This window comes from Kitasatospora sp. NPDC056138, from assembly GCF_042264695.1.
Classification (GTDB): Bacteria; Actinomycetota; Actinomycetes; order Streptomycetales; family Streptomycetaceae; genus Kitasatospora.
In genome coordinates this window covers 31767-48415 of the sequence record NZ_JBHJVK010000063.1, presented here as the reverse complement: position 1 = coordinate 48415, position 16649 = coordinate 31767, and the positions used below count along the sequence as shown (strand labels likewise).

Below are 16649 nucleotides of genomic sequence, written 5' to 3'. Positions count from 1 at the left end.
TGGTGACACCGTGTCCGCCCCTGGGCGATGCGGCAGGGCCTGCGGTCCTCCACCGCCCGCCGCCACGCTCCACCGCGTCGCATCGCGTCGCGTCGGCGGTGGCGGTGGCGCTACCGGGCGCGGTAGGCCTCGGCCATGGCACCGAACACCGCCTTGGGCTGCCAGCCCAGCCCCGGGCGGCCCCCCTCGTCGAGCATCGTGACCACTCCGTACGAACCGAGGTCGAGGTCGTACTGCGGGTCCGCGCTGTGCGGGGCGTGGTAGTTGGCGAAGGTGAACCAGAACGCGCCGTCCAGCCCCTCCTCCTCGAAGACCGCCAGCGACTCCCGGAAGCAGCGCACCTGTTCCTGCTCGTCGCGGACGACCTCGCCGACCACCCGGCGCGGCTGTGCGTCGTTGTCGACGACGGTCCAGCCCATTCCGCCGCGCTCCGCGGCACCCTGGTACGGACAGCAGCCGAACTCGGTGGCCACCACCGGCTTGCCGTGGGCGAAGTGCGCGCGCAGCTCCTCCCGGTAGTGGGCGGCGTGGCGCGCGTTGCGGTAGGCGTCGACGCCGACGACGTCGAACGGGGTCCAGTCGATGTTCTCCCACGACCCTGCCGCGTAGCTCAGCCGGCCGCCGAAGTGGGGGCGGACGGCGGCGGCCGCCGCGGCGAGGAAGGCGCTGAGCCGTCCGGAGATGTCGCCGTACTCCGCGAAGAGCTCGGGGTCACGGACGGCGATGTTGGCCACCCGGTCCGGGAAGGTGTCGCCGGGGATGAATCCCGTGGCGAACAGGGAGAGTTCGCACCCGAGGACCAGGACCACCTCGGCACCCCCGCGCCGGACCGCCTCCGCGCGCCGGGCGCAGTCCTCGAACCACGACAGCAGCTGATCCATCGTCATATTGCAGGGGAAGGGCGCGAACCAGACCTCCAGACCCTGCTCGGCCGCGCACTCGGCGGCCGCGCTCAACCGCTCCGGGTCGCCGCCGGAGATCCGGACGGCCGTGCAGTGCAGCTCCTCCGCGATGACCCGCATCTCCGCCCGGACCACCTCGGCGGAGAACTCCGGCCGCGAGGTGCCGTCGACCGGGCTGAAGCCGGTGTCGTAGTTGATGCCCTTGCCGCGCATGGTGATCGGTCCCCTGTTCCTGTCGCACATCGTTCGTCGTCACTCGCGGGCCGGCCGGCCCGGCCCTGCCCGTCCTGGGCAGGCGGCCGGAAGGGCCGCCGCCGACGGGTCGGGCGGATGGCGTGCTGCCCTGATCCCGGCCTGCCGACCCATGGCCCGGCCGGTCCTGCCTCGGCCCGCACCGCTCGTCACCGCCTGTCCAGCTTCCCCTGCCGACCCGACTCACCGTCAGTGACCCGTGTGCCCTGATCCGCATGACACCTGTCACCACGAGCGGTTGGCAGACCGGTGATTGCCCACGTCAGCGGCCTCTGCCGGAGCGGCCCTACACCTGAGCCGGGGCTCCGAACCAGGTGCGGAGCGCGGCGTCCGGCCGTTCGTCCCCGCTCTCGGCGACCCAGCAGACGTAGCCGTCCGGGCGGACCAGGATGCTCAGGTCGCCCCCGGCGGGGGCCTTCGCCCGGACCGCCCGGACCGCGCAGTCCACGCGGTCCGCCCAGGGCGCAGCCGCGGCGGCGACGGAGGTACGGCCGGCGGGGTTCAGCAACAGGCCGCGTCCGGAGTGGAGTTCGACACCGGGCAGCCGCGCGCCCAGCAGCGGGTGCGCGGGCGACCCCGGCATCGGGTACCGGATGTCCAGGCCGGAGATCATCCCGGCGATCCGCCGGTTGCCCTCCGGCGCCGCGAGCAGTTCGGCCACGATCGCGCGCAGGGCCAGGACGTCCGGATCGGGCACGCCGAGCACGCCCTGGGCCCTGGTGTTCTCCAGCACCCTGGCGCCCACCGGGTGGCGTTCGTCGTGGTAGCTGTCCAACAGCCCCTCCGGCGCCCGGCCGTGCAGCTCGGCGGCGAGCTTCCAGCCGAGGTTGAAGGCGTCCTGCATGCCGAGGTTCAGCCCCTGGCCGCCCGCCGGGAGGTGGATGTGGGCGGCGTCCCCGGCCAGCAGCACCCGGCCGGCCCGGTACTGCTCGACCTGCCGGGAGGCGTCGGTGAACCGGGACGCCCACCGCACCTCGCGCAGCCGTACGGTGTCACCGTGGTGCAGCCGCAGGGCGGCACGCACCTCGTCCTCGCCGACCGGGGCGGACCGTTCGACCCCCTGCTGCGCCGGGCCGGCGAAGAGCAGGCGGTACACGCCGTCACCGAGCGGGAGCAGGAACGAGACACCGTTCTCGTCGGGCTCGAAGTCCGGCAGCCGCCATTCGGGGGACGCCGCGTCCCCGCCGTCGAGCAGCACGTCCGCGACCACCGCGGAGATCCGGCCGTCCCGGCCGGGGAAGGCGGCCCCCAGCAGGTGGCGGACCGTGCTGTGTCCACCGTCCGCCCCGACCAGGTACCGCGCCCGCAGCTGCCGCCGGCCGTCCGGGCCGGCCACCTCCGCCGTCACGCCGTCGCCGGCTTGCCGGATGTCCAGCAGCTCGTGACCGTACCGGACCGGCGTGCCGCACTCCGCCAGCCGCCGCTCCAGCGACTCCTCCACCCTGGCCTGCGGGATGCCGACCTGGTACGGGAAGGGGGTGTCGAACACCCCGTAGTCCAGCGGCAGTCCGGCGAAGTGCCCGCCGGGGATGGTCGCCACCGCCCGGTCCATCACCGGTTCCAGCCAGCCGCGCAGCTGGAGGATCTCGGCGGTGCGGGGCTGGAGGTTCAACGCCTTGGACTGGCCGGTCCGTTGCGGCAGCCGCTCCAGCACCAGGGCGTCGACGCCCGCCAGTTGCAGTTCGTTGGCCAGCAGCAGCCCGGTGGGGCCGGCTCCGATCACGAGAACGTCCGTGTCCATGTCCATCTCCTCGCCCGTGTCCCTGATGGTCCCTCAGACGTGCGGACGTCCGTCAGACCTTCAGGCCGTGCCGGGTGACGTACTGGTAGTGGAAGGCGAGGAGCACGCCGAGCACGACGAGCCACTGCAGCGAGCTGACCAGCGGAACCGCGTCGACCGGAAGCGTGCAGGCGAGCGCCACCCGGACTCCGGCGTCCAGCGTGAAGCCCGCTCCCCAGACGACGGTGAGCAGCCGGATGTGCCGCCGGAACTCGGGCTCGTGGCTCCACCGGCCCGTCCACTCGCGGGCGCCGTCCTCGCCGATCTTCGCGGCAACGATCGAGCGGGCGGCGGTGAGCATGAACGGCTTCTCGGTCGCCAGCGTGCCCAGCACCCACAGGCCCAGCACACCGATCAGCCAGCTGTCCCTGATCAGCAGGGTCCTGGGGTCTCCGGTGACCATCGACATCAGGGCGCCGACGAACAGCAGGATCAGCGTGAAGACCGGCATCGCCTCGACCCGGCGGAGCCTGACCATTCCGACGACGAGCCAGGGCACCACCAGCAGGCTGCTGATCGTCAGGGCCGCCCACTGGCTCATGCCCAGGCCGTGCAGCAGGTAGTAACCGCCCAGCGGGAGCGCCAGTTCGAGGACCAGCGACCGGATCAGCCGCCGGCGGCCGGCGGCCGCCTTCCGCTTCTGCTCGGGCGTCGGTGCGGCAGCCTGTGCTGCGGTCTTCTCCATGGTCTCCCCCTGTGCGTCCGTGGCGGCCGCTGCTGTGATGTCGGTGGTCTGGGCCTTCTTGGCGAACCGGTTCACGGTGTACTCCCCCTGTGGTGTGCGTACTGGCTGCCGCACGTGCTGCTTCCGGTGTTCCTACAGGTCCTGCCGGCCTTGCCGGTTCTGCCGTTCCTACCGGCTCTGCCGTTCCTGCCGGTGCGTGCCGAGGACGGCCGGCCGGCCGTTGCTGCTACGGCGCGCTGCGGGTGGCGAGGTCGAAGATGTCCGCCAACTCGCTTCCGCAGGAGGCGATGTCGAGCTCCGGGTCGACCACCGAACGCACGACCACACCGTCGATGGCGCCGCGGAGCGCCGTGACCATCACCCGGACGTCGAAGTCCCTGAACTCCCCCGCCTGCTGAGCCGCACGCATCTGGTGTTCCTGAACGTCCATGATCGACTTCAGGGTGCCGGCGAACCCTATCCGGTGCGGATCGTCCCCCTTGAGGTGGGTCACCACCTCGGTGAGGGCGGGCAGGTACTTGGGGAAGGCCGCCAGCAGCGCGACGTTCGACTCGATGTAGGCGCGCAGCCGCCCTCGGTACCCGTCGGCCTCCGCCATCCGGTCGACGATGTACGCCTCGGCCACCCGCATCACCTCGACGACGACCTCGTGCATCAGGTCGTCCTTGCCCTTGAAGTGGTACGAGATCATCCCCGTGCTGCTCAGACCGGCCTGCTTGGCGATCTTCGCGAACGAGGTCTTCGCGTAACCGACGTCCGCGATCACCTCGATGGCGGCCTGCACGATCTGCGTCCGCCGCGCCGACTCGGTGAAGGTCCTGCCCGCCCGGGCACCTTTTTGCTCGTCCGAACTGATCCTTGCTTGCATGAGCAATACTGTAGGACTTCTTGCTCAGCTGAGCAAGAGCGGTGAGAAGCGACTCCTCATACGCATCTATCAGTCCCTGTCTGGTGTAACGTTAGGGACAAATAAGGTAGCTACGCGGCTCGATCGAGGGCCGGGACGGGATGGACGGCATGGTGCAGCAGCCCTACTACTCGGTGGATCAGGTGGCGAGCCTGCTAGGGCTGCACGTCAGAACCATTCGGACTTACGTGCGGGACGGACGGCTGAAGGCGACCCGGGTCGGCAAGCAGTACCGGATCGCGCGCGAGGACCTGGAGGCGTTCACCGGCACTCCCGCCCCCTCCCCCGCCCGGAGGACGCGCCACGCCGAGGTGTCCGGCATCGTGCAGATCGACGCGATCGGTCCCGAGGCGACGACCCGCCTGACCAACACGGTGATGGCCGTCGCCATGGGGCGGCACGGCGGCGGGACCGGCGACCGCTTGCGCGTCGAGACCGTCTACGACGAGGAACGGGCCTCCCTCAAGATCATCGTCCTGGGCGGCCTGGACACCGCGGCCGACCTGTTGAAGGTCATCAACACCGTGCTCGAGCAACCGGAATGACCGGCATCCGCACTGCCGCCGTCCTGCTCCGCCACGCTCCCGCTCTCCCCGTCCTGCTCTCCCGCCGTCCCGCTCCCTCCGGAAGGAACGCAACCCGGATGCCCGACACACTCCAGAACCTCGGCACCACGCCCGTCCTCGTCTGCTCGTCCGACGGCACACCACTGCGCGACGAGCGCACCGCGACCGATGTGATCGGAGAAGGACTCGGCCTCGGCGCCGACTGGGTCGCGGTCCCGGTCGACCGGCTCACGGACGGCTTCTTCCGGCTCCGCACCCGCATCGCGGGTGACATCGTCCAGAAGTTCGCCACCTACCGGCTCAAACTCGCCATCGTCGGGGACATCTCGCACCACGTGGACGCCAGCACCGCGCTGCGGGACTTCGTCCGCGAGAGCAACCGGGGCACCCAACTCTGGTTCGTGCCCGACGTCGAAGCCCTGCGCACCCGGCTCACCCAGGACTGAGCCCGTACGTCGACCTGGGCGGCGGCGGCCCGCCCTGCAGCTGTCGACGGCCACGGTCACCGCGCCTGCTGCGACACGGACGGGGTCAGCGGCCGAGGATGCGGATCTCCTCGTGGATCAACTCGGTGAGCGGGGCCGCCAGATGCCGGTGGCGGTGACCGGCGACGGTGGTCACCACCGCGGTGGCGTCGTGGTGGAACATGGTCACCGCCAGCGGATGGCCGGGACCCAGCGGCGGCAGTCCGGCGAGGGCGATGAAGGACGCGGGGCCGAGGGTGAGACGGCTCGCGTACGTCGCCCCGCTGCTGCACAGGACGGAGAAGTACCGGGGCGAGTCGACGTACCGGCCCAGGGCAGCACCCAACGGGGTGTACCGAAGCGGCTGCCGGGCAACCAACTCGGCCTGGGCGACGGCTCGTTGCTTGAGCACCTCGCGCCGGGTGAGGCCGTGCACGGCGGCGAGCCGCAGCTGCGGCTGTCGCAGCGCGGGCAGCGGTACCCGTACGGTGGCGTAGCGATTTCCCAGCAGGGACGTTTCGGCGGCGGTGCGTACGTCGACGGGCACCATCGCGCAGACGCCGGGGAGCTGCGGCACCCGCCCGGTGAGCCCGAGGGTCCGCAGGGCTCCTGCGGTCGCGGCCAGGAACACCGCGTTGCTGGAGGCCCGCTCCGGCGACAACGCAAGCCGGGCGGCGTCGAGTTCGTCCCTCGCGATCCGGCCGAAGGCGACCGCTCGCCCAGGTCCGACGGGGCCGTGGAACGGCAGCGGGCGGGCCCGGGGCAGCAGATCCGCCACGGACCAGGCGAGTTCGCGGCCACGTGTGGCCAAGGACCGCCGCCGGGAGCGGAATTCGGGGCACAACGGAGGCTGCCCGGTCGGCCCGTCGAGCAGGGCACGGACCACCGCGATCAGGGAGCTCCCGTCCAGCAGGGCGTGGTGGGCACGGAGCAGCAGCGCGAAGCCGTCGCCGGTGGAGGCACCGACGGGGCCGGCTCGGTCGGCAGGGTCCGCGGGCAGCAGGTGCAGCTGCCACGGTGGCCGGTCCGGGTCGAGCGGCCGGGCGATCAGCTCCCCGGCGGAGGCAGCCGGGGTGGTCGCGTGGAGTTCCGAGCCGACGTGGTGCTCGGGATCGAACTCGGCCTCGGGGATCCAGCACGGCCAGCTCGGCGGAGTGGTCGGAGCGGCTCTGAGGCGCAGGCGTTCGTACGGCTGGAGGCGTTCACGCACCAGGTCGCGCAGGGCGGCCGGTGTCGGCGCCGGGCCGTCGAACCAGGCGAGGACCGCGACCGTCATGCAGGCCGCGCCGCTGCTCTGCTGCCGGTGGAACCAGGCGTCCTGCGGCGGCATGGCGGTGCCGCTCACCGTCCGGGCGCCCGGCAGGGGTGTACGCAGGGGCGCGTGTGGTGTCACAGCGGTGTCCTCTGTCGGTGGGGGGCTCGGGAGTTCTGTCCGCACGCCGGTAGCAGCCGGAGCTGGTGCCGCCGCCCTGGCAGGTCGTGACGGCTCCGGCAGCCGCAACGGCCGTGACGACCCCGGCAGCCGCAACGGTCCTGGTAGCCACGGCGGCCGCAGGGTCGATGAGTTCAGCGGGCGAGTTCGGCGACCGCGCGGGCGACCGCACCGGAGCCGTCCTCGTCCGCCAGCCGGGCGGCGAGAGCGTCCGAGCGCCTGGCGAAGCCGGCGTCCCCGGTCGCCCGGCCCAGGGCCGCGGCCAGCCGCCCGGCGGTGAGTTCGGTACAGGGCAGGACCTGCGGGCTGACGCCCAGTTGGACCAGTCGGGCCGCCCACCAGGGCTGGTCGGTCATCACCGGTACGGGCACGGCGGGCACGCCCGCGCGCAGGGCGGCGGCCGTGGTGCCGGCCCCGGCGTGGTGGACCACGGCGGCCGTGCGCGGCATCAGCCAGCCGTGCGGCAGGGCTCCGACGGTGATCACGTCGTCGTCGACCACGGAGAGCCCGACCGAGCCGGACTGGACGATGCCGCGCAGCCCGGCCTGCCGCAGCGCGCGGGCCGCGATCTCGCCGAGCCGTCGCGGGTCGCCGGGCATCGTGCTGCCGAAGCCGATCAGCACCGGGGGTGGTCCGGCCGCGAGGAAGTCGGCCACCAGCGCGGGTGGTTGCCAGTTCGGGCACTCGTGCGGCCACCAGTAGCCGGCCACGTGCAGCCCCGGCCGCCAGTCCGCCGGGCGGGGGACGACGCAGGGGCTGTACCCGTGCCAGATCGGCCACCGGTTCCGCTCGCGCGCGCTGCGCAGGCGGCGGCCGCTGCGGTGGGTGAGTCCGAGCCGGGTGTGCAGGCGGCGGCGGGCGGCGGCGTAGAGGCTGTCGACCAGGGCGTTGGCCGCCCGGCCGCGCAGCAGATTGGCCCGCCCGGGTGGCCGCCAGGCCGTCGCGCACGGCGCGAACTCCCTGGTGGGAACCTCGGGTTGGAGGAAGACCCCGATGCTCGGGATCCGGTGGTACTCCGCGATCGGGGCGCCGATCGGGGCGGCGAGCGTGGACAGCAGGATCAGGTCCGCCCTGGGGTCCACGGCGTCGAGGATCCCGTCGACGAGCCCGAGGGTGGCCAGCCCGGTGGCGCTCCGGAGCGACCACAGCGCGCGGAGCGCGCCGAGCGAACCGGGGGCGCCCCCCGAGCCCTGTGCGCCCTGGAGACGGCTGTGCGCCCCGATCAGCGCCTCGAACGGGTCCGCTGCCAGCGGGCGCATCCGCAGACCGCAACAGCCCACCACCCCGGCGAACTTCGCATGGGTGACGATCTCCACCTCGTGGCCCTCGTCCGCGAGCCGGTGCCCGAGGCCGGTGTACGGCGCGACCGAGCCCATCGTGCCCACCGTGATGAGCTGGATACGCATTCCCGTGGGCCTCCTGCTGCCGATCGACGGAACCGACGGACTCCGGACGGGCCCGGCTGAACCGTCGTCTGCCAACGATCCGGGGACCGTGCCGGTTACGGGCTGCCGGGTCCGCTCAGCGGAGTCCACCGGGCCGGGAGATCCGCTCGACGCTCCGGCAGTACGCGAGCCCGGTCAGGGACTCCCCCGCCAGGAACCGGGTGGCCAGGTCGGCGACCTCGGCGGTCCGCTCCAGGTGCAGCATGTGGTCGGCGTCGGCCACCTCCGCGAACCAGCTGTCCGTGCAGGTGGCGGCCAGCGCCCGGCACAGGTCCGGCGTGGTGAAGGTGTCGTGCTCACCGGTGGTGACCAGGACCGGCACGGCCGGGGCCCGGGTCGGGTCGACCATCTCGTGCTTGAGCAGGCGGTGGGTGTTGGCGAAGGTCTGCTCGACCTCGTCCGCCGCCAGGTTGAGCAGTCGGCGCAGCAGGAACCGGCGGACCCGGGCCCCGGCGGTGACGGACGCGACGCCGTCGGTGTTCATCAGCACCTCGACGGACGCCTCGGCGAACTCCTGCATCTGCCGTGCGGCCAGGAAGTCCATGGTCCGGCGCATCGAGATCCGGGCGTGCTCGGGGATGGACGTCATGGTGCCGATCAGCACTATCCGCCGGACCCGCTCCGGGTGGCGCTGCGCCAGCCGGTAGGCGATGGCCGTGCCGTACGAGCCGCTGACGATGTTGGCGGGCGGCAGCCCGGTCTCGTCCAGCATGTGGCCCAGGGCGTCGGCGAGGAAGTCGGCGCCGTACCGGTCGGGCAGGACTCCACCCGCTCCCCAGCCGGGTGGATCCACCGTGAGCACGTCCGCGTGTTCGAGGAACTCGCGCTCGAACCGGCCCCAGGTCTCCTTGGTCTGGAACGCGCCGCCGATCAGCAGCACCGGTGCGATGCGCGGCGCGCTCGTCCGCACCAGCCGCGACTCGCAGTGGTACCCCTGCCATCGGTGGCTCGACACCTCGGCCGGGAAGGCGGTGGAGCGCACGACGGCACAGGACGGGGCTGCCAGTGACACGAAGACCTCGTTTCTGTCAGGACATCCACCCGCGCCGATGCGCGAAGAGGCGTGGGCCGCACCGGAGATAACCGTGGGCGCGGCGACTGACTGACTATCAGAGCCTACGGTCGGCCATGCCCGCGGCGCGCAGAACGCCGGGTGCTTACCACCAAATGGTGAATCCGGGCGGTGCCGGCCGGGAGCCGCACGAGCGGCCCCGCCGCAGCGCGGCGGGACTGCTCGCACGGTTCCCGCACCACCGGGATCGGCCCGGGCCGCACCCTAGTTGAGGCTGTACCAGCCCGACGGCCGCCAGGGTCCGGCGCCCGGCAGGCTCTCCCGGCCGACCAGGGTGAGCCGGATGCCGACGGTGCCGTCCAGGCCGCTCCGCAGGCGGCTGCGGGCCAGCCGGAGCAGGGCGGTGAGGCCGTACTTGTTGATCAGCGAGGTCCGGTAGCGTGCCGTGGTGTCCGGGTCGCAGAGGACGGCGCGGGCAGGCGTCCGGGCGCCGGTCGGGCTGCCGTGGCCGTCGCACGGGAGGACGAACACCCGCAGGCGGCGCGACACCTGCCGGACGGCCGGGCTGTCGGCCGGCAGCCAGAGCCCGAGCGCCGTGCCGTCCGCAACCACCCAGGTCGGGGCGGTCAGCGGCGTGCCGTCCGCGCCGGTGAGCAACAGGTGCCGCTGGGCCGCCAGTTGCGCGGTCCGGCGCCGAACGGCCGGTTCCCCGTGGAGCACTGTCGTCGTCATGTCACAGCTCCGAGATCATCCGAGGTGGTCCGGGGGGCGTCCGGGATCAGTGGGTGTTCGAGTGCTGTCCGCCGGCGAGCTCGCGGTACTCGGCCGGGGTCGGTTTGGCCGTCTGGCCGCCGGGCCCGAAGTACGCCGCGGAGAGCCGGGCCCGGGTCCGGGTGAGCGGTCCGGCCTTCCGCGCGACGCCGTTCCCGTCGGTCCGGGACGGCAGTTCGAGCGGCCGGTGCTGCCGGTGCGCGGTCAGCCGGTGCAACTGCTCCGGCGTCAGCGGCTGGTGGACCTCGACGAACTCACCGTGCGGCAGGCGCTTGATGATTCCGCTCTCGCGGCCGTGCAGCACCTTGTCCCGGTCGCGGCGCTGGAGGCCGAGGCACCACCGCTTGGTGATCACGAAGACGGCGACCGGCACCGCGAAGGCGCCGATCCGCACCGCGTAGGTGATCGCGTTGAGCGAGAGGTGCAGGTGGGTGGCGAACAGGTCGTTGCCGCCGCCCGCCAGCAGGACCAGGTAGAGGCTGATCCAGGCGGCGCCGAGCGCGGTCCGGACGGGTGCGTTGCGCGGCCGGTCCAGCAGGTGCCGCTCGCCGGTGTCGCGGGTGATCCACGCCTCGATGAAGGGGTGGACCGCGATCGCGCCGAGTACCAGCGGGAAGAGCAGGAAGGGGACGAGGATGCCCAGGTTGAGGGTGTGGCCCAGGGCCCGGACCTCCCAGCCCGGCATGACGCGGATCAGTCCTTCGGCGAAGCCCATGTACCAGTCCGGCTGGGCGTCGGTGGACACCTGGTCGGGACGGTAGGGGCCGTACGCCCAGATCGGGTTGATCGTGGCGATCGCGGAGATGACCGCGATGATGCCGAAGACCAGGAAGAAGAACCCGCCGGCCTTGGCCGTGTAGACCGGCATCAGCGGCATGCCGACGACGTTCTTCTCGGTCCTGCCCGGGCCCGCCCACTGGGTGTGCTTGTGGTGGAAGACCAGGATCAGGTGCGCCACCAGCAGGCCCAGCATGACGCCCGGGATGAGCAGCACGTGCAGGGTGAAGAAGCGCGGCACGATGTCGGTGCCCGGGAACTCGCCACCGAACAGGAACATCTGCACGTAGGTGCCCACCAGCGGCAGCGCCAGGATGGTTCCCTCGATGAAGCGGATCCCCGTACCGGACAGCAGGTCGTCGGGGAGCGAGTAGCCGAAGAAGCCGTCCAGCATGCCGAGGAAGAGCAGCAGGAAGCCGAAGACCCAGTTGATCTCGCGCGGCTTGCGGAACGCCCCGGTGAAGAAGACCCGCATCATGTGCACGAACATCGCGGCCACGAACACCAGCGCGGCCCAGTGGTGGATCTGACGGATCAGCAGCCCGCCGCGCACCTCGAAGCTGATGTTCATGGTCGAGGCGTACGCCTCCGACATCCGGATGCCGTCGAGCGGCGCGTACGGGCCGTGGTAGACCACCTCGGCCATGCTCGGCTTGAAGAACAGCGTCAGGTACACACCCGTGAGGATGATGATGACGAAGCTGTAGAGGCAGATCTCACCCAGCATGAAGGACCAGTGGTCCGGGAAGATCTTGCGCAGGTTGGCGCGGGCGAGGGAGTAGACCCCCAGTCGGCCGTCCGCCCAGTCGGCGGCCCTGACGCCGCGCGAGGCCGTCCGGGTTGAAGGCATCACACACCCCTGTCGATCTAGGGAACACAGCAGGATCAAAACGGGGACTTCTCCCCGGTTCCGAAGCGGACTCTACCGTAACCGGGGAGCAGTCCCCGCATGCTGTTAGGGTCGTGCCATGGCAGAGCGCACCGACGGACAGGCACCTCACCCCGGCACCACGGGGGGAGGGCGGAAGGGGACCGCAGGACGGCCGGGCACCGCGTCGACCGCCACGGGAACCGGGCCCGGCGCCGCGTCCACGGGCCTGCGGCGGGATGCGCAACGCAACCGGGAGCTGCTGCTGGCCGCCGCCCGCGAGGTGTTCGCCGAACAGGGCCTCGGCGCACCGCTGGACCTGATCGCGCGCCGGGCCGGCGTCGGCAACGCGACCCTCTACCGGCGCTTCCCGACCAGGGACTCACTGATCGAGGAGGTGTTCGCCGAGGCGCTGGCCGGGCTCGCGGACGCCGCCGAGGAGGTGCTGCGGATCGAGGACGCCTGGACCGCGCTGACCCGCTACTTCGAGCGGGTCTTCGCCCTGGTCGCCGCCGACCGGGGCATCAACGACCTGGTCACCATGAGCAACCCGGACGTCAAGGCGCTCGCCGACACCATCGAGCGCAACACCCGGACCGTCTCCGCCCTGGTCACCCGGGCCCAGCAGCAGGGCACCCTGCGCACCGACGTCACCCCGATCGACCTGCTGGTCGTGATGGGACCGATCTGCCGCGCCGTCCCCGCCTTCGCCTCGGTCCACCCCGAAGCCTGGCGCCGCTACCTCGCCCTCGTCCTCGACTCCTTCCGCGCCGGGCCGCCGCAGCCGCTCCCCGGACTGCCCGCCCGACAGGAGGAACTGGACGAGGTCTTCACCGGCGTCTGGGAGATCGACGGCTGATCGGACACCGGCCGCCGCTGCTCCGGCTCCCCCGCCCCGGCAGCCGGCCGACCGCGCGCGGCGACGCCCGGGGGCTGCCCGCTCCTCGGCGCTCCGGGTGCTCCCGCTACCGCGCCCGCTCCGGTGCCTGGCCGCCGAGCCACCGGTCGGACCACGCACGGGTCCGCCGGAGCAGATCGACCCGGCGGTCGGACCACGCACGGGTCCGCCGGAGCGGATCGACCCGGCGGTCACCCTCCCCCGATCCCCCGGCCCTCACGCGGGTGGACGACGGGCCGGTGCCGCGCGGCGCCCTCACTCCCCTTCGGTCACGTCGTCACCCAGGACATAGCCCTGCGCGCGGCACCATCGCCGGATCGCCTGCACCCGCTGGAGCGCGGCCTCGCTCACGGCGCTGCCGACCGGCGTGGCCAGCGCCTCGCGGTGCTCGCGGGCCGCGTTCTGCTTGGCGGCCTCGAGAACGTCGTTGGCCACCCAACTGTCCAGCACCCCCTGCTCGCGCCAGCGGGTCAGCCGGTTCTCGGCGGCGTGATAGGTCGCCTGCCGGTCGGGGTCGCGGGTGGCGATGGCGAGCTGCCGCCAGTGCTCCGAGCGCGCGGTGAGGTACTCGTGGACGGCGGTGCGGGCGATGGTCGCGTCCGGATCGGCATCCGGCTGATGGTTCGTCACGAAGGAAAGGTAACGGCCGCCGGCCCGGCACCTCCGGGGACTCGCCCGCACCGCTTCCGCCGCCGTGGCCGTCGGGGCCCTCCCGCATGTCCGTGCGAACCGGGGCGCAGGGCCCACCGGAGCGCAGGGCCCGCCGGGGCATAGGGTCGGAGGTATGACATCGGACGAGGGAACCGTACGCGTCGACAGCTGGATCTGGTCGGTCCGGCTGACCAAGACCCGCTCACTGGCAGCGACCGCCTGCCGGGCGGGGCACGTCCGCGTCAACGGCACGCGCGTCAAACCGGCACAGTTGGTCCGGCCCGGGGACGAGGTGCGGCTCCAGCACGAGGGCCGGGAGCGGATCGTGGTCGTCTCACGGGTGATCGCCAAGCGGGTCGGCGCGGGAGTCGCCGCCGAGTGCTTCGTGGACAACAGCCCGCCCCCGCCCGCCCGCGAGGAGGCCGCCTCGGTCGGCCTGCGCGACCGGGGCACCGGGCGGCCCACCAAGCGCGACCGGCGCGACCTGGAGCGACTGCGCAGTCAGTGACGGCCGCCGCCCCACCGCCCGTCCGCCCCACCGCCCTGTCGGCCACAGCGGGTTCAGCGGGGGTCCCGCCCCTCGGCCCAGCGGCAGGCCAGCTCGGTGAAGGCGCGGACGGCAGCACTCCGGTAGGCCGTCTCCCGGTGGAGCAGGGTGACCGTGCGCGCCGGCAGGGCGGGCTCCAGCGGGACGGGGCGCAGCTGCGGGTGGTGGTGCGCGATGGCGTCGGGCAGCACGGTGGCGAGGGGGGTGTGCTGGACGATCTCGGTGAGGGCGCTGATCGAGTTGGCCTCCACCATCGTCCGTGGCGTCGCGCCGTGCCGGGCGAGGTAGGCGTCGATGTGGACCCGGGTGGCGAAGTCGCCGCTGAGCAGGGCCAGGGGGTGCCGGTCGAGTTCTCGTACCGGTAGCGGCTCGGTGCGGTCGGCACAGGGGTGGCAGGTGCCGACGACGAGACTGAGGGTCTCGGCGTACAGGTCGGTGCCGGTGATTCCCGGCGGATGGGGCCGGTGGAAGGCGATGCCGAGGTCGAGTTCGTCGGCCAGCAGCCCAGCCTCCAGCTGATCCTGCGTCATCTCCCTTACGTCCAGGGAGATTCCGGGATGGCGGGCGTGGAGGAGTTCGGCGAGGGGGCCGATCAGATAGGCGGTGAACGTGGGTGTCATCGCCAGCCGCACACTGCCCCGGGAGAGGTCCTGCACGTCGTGGACGGCGCGTTCGGCGGCGGCGAGGTCCTGGAGGGCGCGCCGGGCGTAGTGCAGGTAGGCGAGGCCGGCGTCGGTCGGGCGCACGGCCCGTCCGGAGCGGTCCAGCAGTTGCACGCCGACGGTGCGTTCCAGCTGCTTGATCTGCTGGGACAGGGTCGGCTGGGAGATCCGCAGGTCCTCGGCGGCGCGGGTGAAGTTGCCGTGTTCGGCCACCGCGAGGAGATAGCGCAGGTGACGCAGTTCCAGAGCCATGAGCCCGATTATAGATGGGATCGATAGAAACCATGGACAATAGCTCTTGGACACTATAGATGCAGTTCATGCATGGTGGATCTCGTCAGCCCCACGGGGCGGACACCCACCGAAGGGAGTGACCATGCAAGACCTCACGGAAGGGCTCGCGCGCTTTCAGCGGGACGTGTTCCCCGCAAAGGCGCCGCTCTTCGAGCACCTCGCCACCACTCACCGCCCGGGCACGCTGTTCATCAGCTGCTCCGACGCCCGCGTCCTGCCGGAACTGATAACCCAGCGCGAGCCGGGCGAGCTGTTCGTCATCCGAACCGCAGGCAACCTCGTACCGGCCCACGCGCCGGGCGCCGACGGGGTCGCGGCGAGCATCGAGTACGCCGTGGCCGTCCTGGGCGTACGCGACGTCATCGTCTGCGGGCACTCCGCCTGCGGCGCCATGACCGCCCTCGCCGAAGGCCACGACCTGACCGGGGCACCCGCGGTCGCCGCCTGGCTGCGCCACGCCGAGGCGGCCCTGGCCCGCACCACCGCCACCGACGACGACGCTGTGGGTACCGACCGGGTGGCCGCCCTGGTCCGGGACAACGTGCTCGCGCAGCTGGCCAACCTGGCCACACACCCCTCGGTGGCCCGGGCCCTGGCGCAGCACACGGTCGACCTGCACGGCTGGGTCTACGACATCGGCACCGGACGGGTCGAGCAGCTCGACCCCGCGGCCGGCCGCGCAGCCGTCCTCGCGGCCTGACACCCGGCGGGCCCGGCTTCCCTGCGGGCCAGGAGCGCATGCCTGACCCGGCGGTAGGCCGGGACCGGCCCGCACCGGGCCCGACACCGCGCGGGGCCTCCCGCCGGGCAGTACCCGCCACCCGCAGTACCGGCCGTCCCACAGATCGGCCGTCCCGCAGTACCCGCCACCACGCCGGGCCCGATCCCCGGAACCGGCATCCACGAAAGGACACCTCTGCCATGGTGCACGCCCAGTTCGACCCCACCGCCCGCCAGAACCTGGCCGTCGCAGCCGTCGAGGCCAAGACCCGCCGGGATCTCTCCTGGCAGCAGATCGCCGACGTCACCGGCCTGTCGGTCGCCTTCGTCACCGCCGCGCTGCTGGGCCAGCACGCCCTGCCCGAGGCCGCGGCCAAGGCCGTCGCCGAGCTGCTGGGCCTGGACGACGACGCGGTGATGCTGCTGCAGACGATCCCGACCCGCGGCTCGATCCCGGGCGGCATCCCCACCGACCCGACCATCTACCGCTTCTACGAGATGCTCCAGGTCTACGGCACCACTCTCAAGGCCCTGGTGCACGAGCAGTTCGGCGACGGCATCATCAGCGCGATCAACTTCAAGCTCGATGTGAAGAAGGTCGCCGACCCCGAGGGCGGCGAGCGCGCCGTGATCACCCTGGACGGCAAGTACCTTCCCACCAAGCCGTTCTGACGTATCCGGTGAATGGGTGGGTGGGCCGCGCAGGTGGCCGACCCACCCACACATTCACCTCACCCAGCGGGCGGCTTCCGCCCCGGCGGTTCCCGTTCCGGCGGCTTCCGCCCCGGCCGTTCCCCTCCGATCGGTTTCCGGGTCGGCCGAGGAGCACCGGGGCCCCGTACCGTCCCGCTCCCGCCGCGTCACCGGTCCTCCGAACCCGAACCCAGCCCCCCGGCCCCGGCTACGGCCCCCGCTACGCACCGTGCTGGTACGCCGCACGGGTCTCTCCAGTCTTTCCGATCTCTCCGATCTCTCCGGATTTCTCCGGCGTCGAGGCCGTTTCCGGTGCCGCCGTC

The 16649-nt window shown here is 72.3% G+C and carries 17 protein-coding genes; 6 read left to right on the top strand and 11 right to left on the bottom strand.

What is annotated here, in order from left to right; translation table 11 throughout:
* Positions 1 to 110 precede the first annotated feature (110 nt).
* The 4 genes from ACFC1R_RS30020 to ACFC1R_RS30005 all read right to left on the bottom strand — a co-directional run bounded on the left by ACFC1R_RS30020 (position 111) and on the right by ACFC1R_RS30005 (position 4487).
* Positions 111 to 1145 (bottom strand): hypothetical protein, encoded by a 1035-nt coding sequence (locus tag ACFC1R_RS30020; RefSeq protein ID WP_375943899.1) that lies wholly within the window; start codon positions 1143 to 1145, stop codon positions 111 to 113.
* A 295-nt stretch (positions 1146 to 1440) separates the two neighbouring features.
* The gene (locus tag ACFC1R_RS30015) at positions 1441 to 2895 is read right to left on the bottom strand and encodes an FAD-dependent monooxygenase (protein WP_375943897.1); all 1455 of its coding nucleotides are present in this window, start codon (positions 2893 to 2895) and stop codon (positions 1441 to 1443) included.
* A gap of 52 nt (positions 2896 to 2947) precedes the next feature.
* Positions 2948 to 3694 (bottom strand): VC0807 family protein, encoded by a 747-nt coding sequence (locus tag ACFC1R_RS30010; RefSeq protein ID WP_375943895.1) that lies wholly within the window; start codon positions 3692 to 3694, stop codon positions 2948 to 2950.
* Positions 3695 to 3845: 151 nt separating this feature from the next.
* Complete coding sequence (locus ACFC1R_RS30005) at positions 3846 to 4487, bottom strand: TetR/AcrR family transcriptional regulator (protein ID WP_375943893.1); 642 nt, start codon at positions 4485 to 4487, stop codon at positions 3846 to 3848.
* A 140-nt stretch (positions 4488 to 4627) separates the two neighbouring features.
* On the opposite strand from ACFC1R_RS30005, the gene ACFC1R_RS30000 reads away from it, so the two are divergent.
* Complete coding sequence (locus tag ACFC1R_RS30000; RefSeq protein ID WP_375943891.1) at positions 4628 to 5071, top strand: helix-turn-helix domain-containing protein; 444 nt, start codon at positions 4628 to 4630, stop codon at positions 5069 to 5071.
* 98 nt (positions 5072 to 5169) lie between these two features.
* The gene (locus tag ACFC1R_RS29995; RefSeq protein ID WP_375943890.1) at positions 5170 to 5538 is read left to right on the top strand and encodes a DUF4180 domain-containing protein; all 369 of its coding nucleotides are present in this window, start codon (positions 5170 to 5172) and stop codon (positions 5536 to 5538) included.
* A gap of 85 nt (positions 5539 to 5623) precedes the next feature.
* On the opposite strand, the gene ACFC1R_RS29990 is transcribed toward ACFC1R_RS29995, so the two are convergent.
* The 5 genes from ACFC1R_RS29990 to ACFC1R_RS29970 form a co-directional block, all read right to left on the bottom strand.
* On the bottom strand, positions 5624 to 6949 hold the full coding sequence (locus tag ACFC1R_RS29990) for a wax ester/triacylglycerol synthase domain-containing protein (RefSeq protein WP_375943888.1): 1326 nt from the start codon (positions 6947 to 6949) through the stop codon (positions 5624 to 5626).
* 173 nt (positions 6950 to 7122) lie between these two features.
* Positions 7123 to 8394, bottom strand: coding sequence for a glycosyltransferase (locus ACFC1R_RS29985; RefSeq protein ID WP_375943886.1), 1272 nt, complete (start codon positions 8392 to 8394; stop codon positions 7123 to 7125).
* 115 nt (positions 8395 to 8509) lie between these two features.
* A complete protein-coding gene (locus tag ACFC1R_RS29980) occupies positions 8510 to 9445 on the bottom strand; it encodes an alpha/beta fold hydrolase (protein ID WP_375943884.1) in 936 nt (311 codons plus the stop codon).
* A gap of 264 nt (positions 9446 to 9709) precedes the next feature.
* Complete coding sequence (locus ACFC1R_RS29975) at positions 9710 to 10177, bottom strand: PPOX class F420-dependent oxidoreductase (RefSeq protein WP_375943882.1); 468 nt, start codon at positions 10175 to 10177, stop codon at positions 9710 to 9712.
* A 46-nt stretch (positions 10178 to 10223) separates the two neighbouring features.
* Positions 10224 to 11843, bottom strand: coding sequence for a cytochrome bc complex cytochrome b subunit (locus ACFC1R_RS29970; RefSeq protein ID WP_375943880.1), 1620 nt, complete (start codon positions 11841 to 11843; stop codon positions 10224 to 10226).
* A gap of 118 nt (positions 11844 to 11961) precedes the next feature.
* On the opposite strand from ACFC1R_RS29970, the gene ACFC1R_RS29965 reads away from it, so the two are divergent.
* Positions 11962 to 12720 carry a TetR/AcrR family transcriptional regulator gene (locus ACFC1R_RS29965; protein WP_375943878.1) on the top strand — a complete coding sequence of 253 codons (759 nt, stop codon included), beginning with the start codon at positions 11962 to 11964 and terminating at the stop codon, positions 12718 to 12720.
* 294 nt (positions 12721 to 13014) lie between these two features.
* On the opposite strand, the gene ACFC1R_RS29960 is transcribed toward ACFC1R_RS29965, so the two are convergent.
* Complete coding sequence (locus ACFC1R_RS29960) at positions 13015 to 13389, bottom strand: hypothetical protein (protein ID WP_375943876.1); 375 nt, start codon at positions 13387 to 13389, stop codon at positions 13015 to 13017.
* Positions 13390 to 13543: 154 nt separating this feature from the next.
* On the opposite strand from ACFC1R_RS29960, the gene ACFC1R_RS29955 reads away from it, so the two are divergent.
* Complete coding sequence (locus ACFC1R_RS29955; protein ID WP_375943874.1) at positions 13544 to 13918, top strand: RNA-binding S4 domain-containing protein; 375 nt, start codon at positions 13544 to 13546, stop codon at positions 13916 to 13918.
* 53 nt (positions 13919 to 13971) lie between these two features.
* On the opposite strand, the gene cynR is transcribed toward ACFC1R_RS29955, so the two are convergent.
* Entirely contained in the window at positions 13972 to 14871 is a 900-nt protein-coding gene (gene cynR / locus ACFC1R_RS29950) for a transcriptional regulator CynR (RefSeq protein ID WP_375943872.1), read from the bottom strand.
* 124 nt (positions 14872 to 14995) lie between these two features.
* Here cynR and ACFC1R_RS29945 point away from each other — a divergent pair, with 124 nt between their 5' ends.
* Positions 14996 to 15613, top strand: coding sequence for a carbonic anhydrase (locus ACFC1R_RS29945; protein ID WP_375943871.1), 618 nt, complete (start codon positions 14996 to 14998; stop codon positions 15611 to 15613).
* A gap of 221 nt (positions 15614 to 15834) precedes the next feature.
* Positions 15835 to 16305, top strand: a complete 471-nt coding sequence (gene cynS / locus ACFC1R_RS29940; RefSeq protein WP_375943869.1) for a cyanase — start codon at positions 15835 to 15837, stop codon at positions 16303 to 16305.
* Positions 16306 to 16649 lie beyond the last annotated feature (344 nt).

Coding starts and splice junctions, on each gene's coding strand:
- ACFC1R_RS29975 (WP_375943882.1), bottom strand. CDS start 10,177: ATGACGACGACAGTGCTCCACGGGGAACCGGCCGTTCGGCGCCGGACC.
- ACFC1R_RS30020 (WP_375943899.1), bottom strand. CDS start 1,145: ATGTGCGACAGGAACAGGGGACCGATCACCATGCGCGGCAAGGGCATC.
- ACFC1R_RS29985 (WP_375943886.1), bottom strand. CDS start 8,394: ATGCGTATCCAGCTCATCACGGTGGGCACGATGGGCTCGGTCGCGCCG.
- ACFC1R_RS29995 (WP_375943890.1), top strand. CDS start 5,170: ATGCCCGACACACTCCAGAACCTCGGCACCACGCCCGTCCTCGTCTGC.
- ACFC1R_RS29970 (WP_375943880.1), bottom strand. CDS start 11,843: ATGCCTTCAACCCGGACGGCCTCGCGCGGCGTCAGGGCCGCCGACTGG.
- ACFC1R_RS30015 (WP_375943897.1), bottom strand. CDS start 2,895: ATGGACACGGACGTTCTCGTGATCGGAGCCGGCCCCACCGGGCTGCTG.
- ACFC1R_RS29945 (WP_375943871.1), top strand. CDS start 14,996: ATGCAAGACCTCACGGAAGGGCTCGCGCGCTTTCAGCGGGACGTGTTC.
- ACFC1R_RS30000 (WP_375943891.1), top strand. CDS start 4,628: ATGGACGGCATGGTGCAGCAGCCCTACTACTCGGTGGATCAGGTGGCG.
- ACFC1R_RS30005 (WP_375943893.1), bottom strand. CDS start 4,487: ATGCAAGCAAGGATCAGTTCGGACGAGCAAAAAGGTGCCCGGGCGGGC.
- cynR (WP_375943872.1), bottom strand. CDS start 14,871: ATGGCTCTGGAACTGCGTCACCTGCGCTATCTCCTCGCGGTGGCCGAA.
- ACFC1R_RS29955 (WP_375943874.1), top strand. CDS start 13,544: ATGACATCGGACGAGGGAACCGTACGCGTCGACAGCTGGATCTGGTCG.
- cynS (WP_375943869.1), top strand. CDS start 15,835: ATGGTGCACGCCCAGTTCGACCCCACCGCCCGCCAGAACCTGGCCGTC.
- ACFC1R_RS29965 (WP_375943878.1), top strand. CDS start 11,962: ATGGCAGAGCGCACCGACGGACAGGCACCTCACCCCGGCACCACGGGG.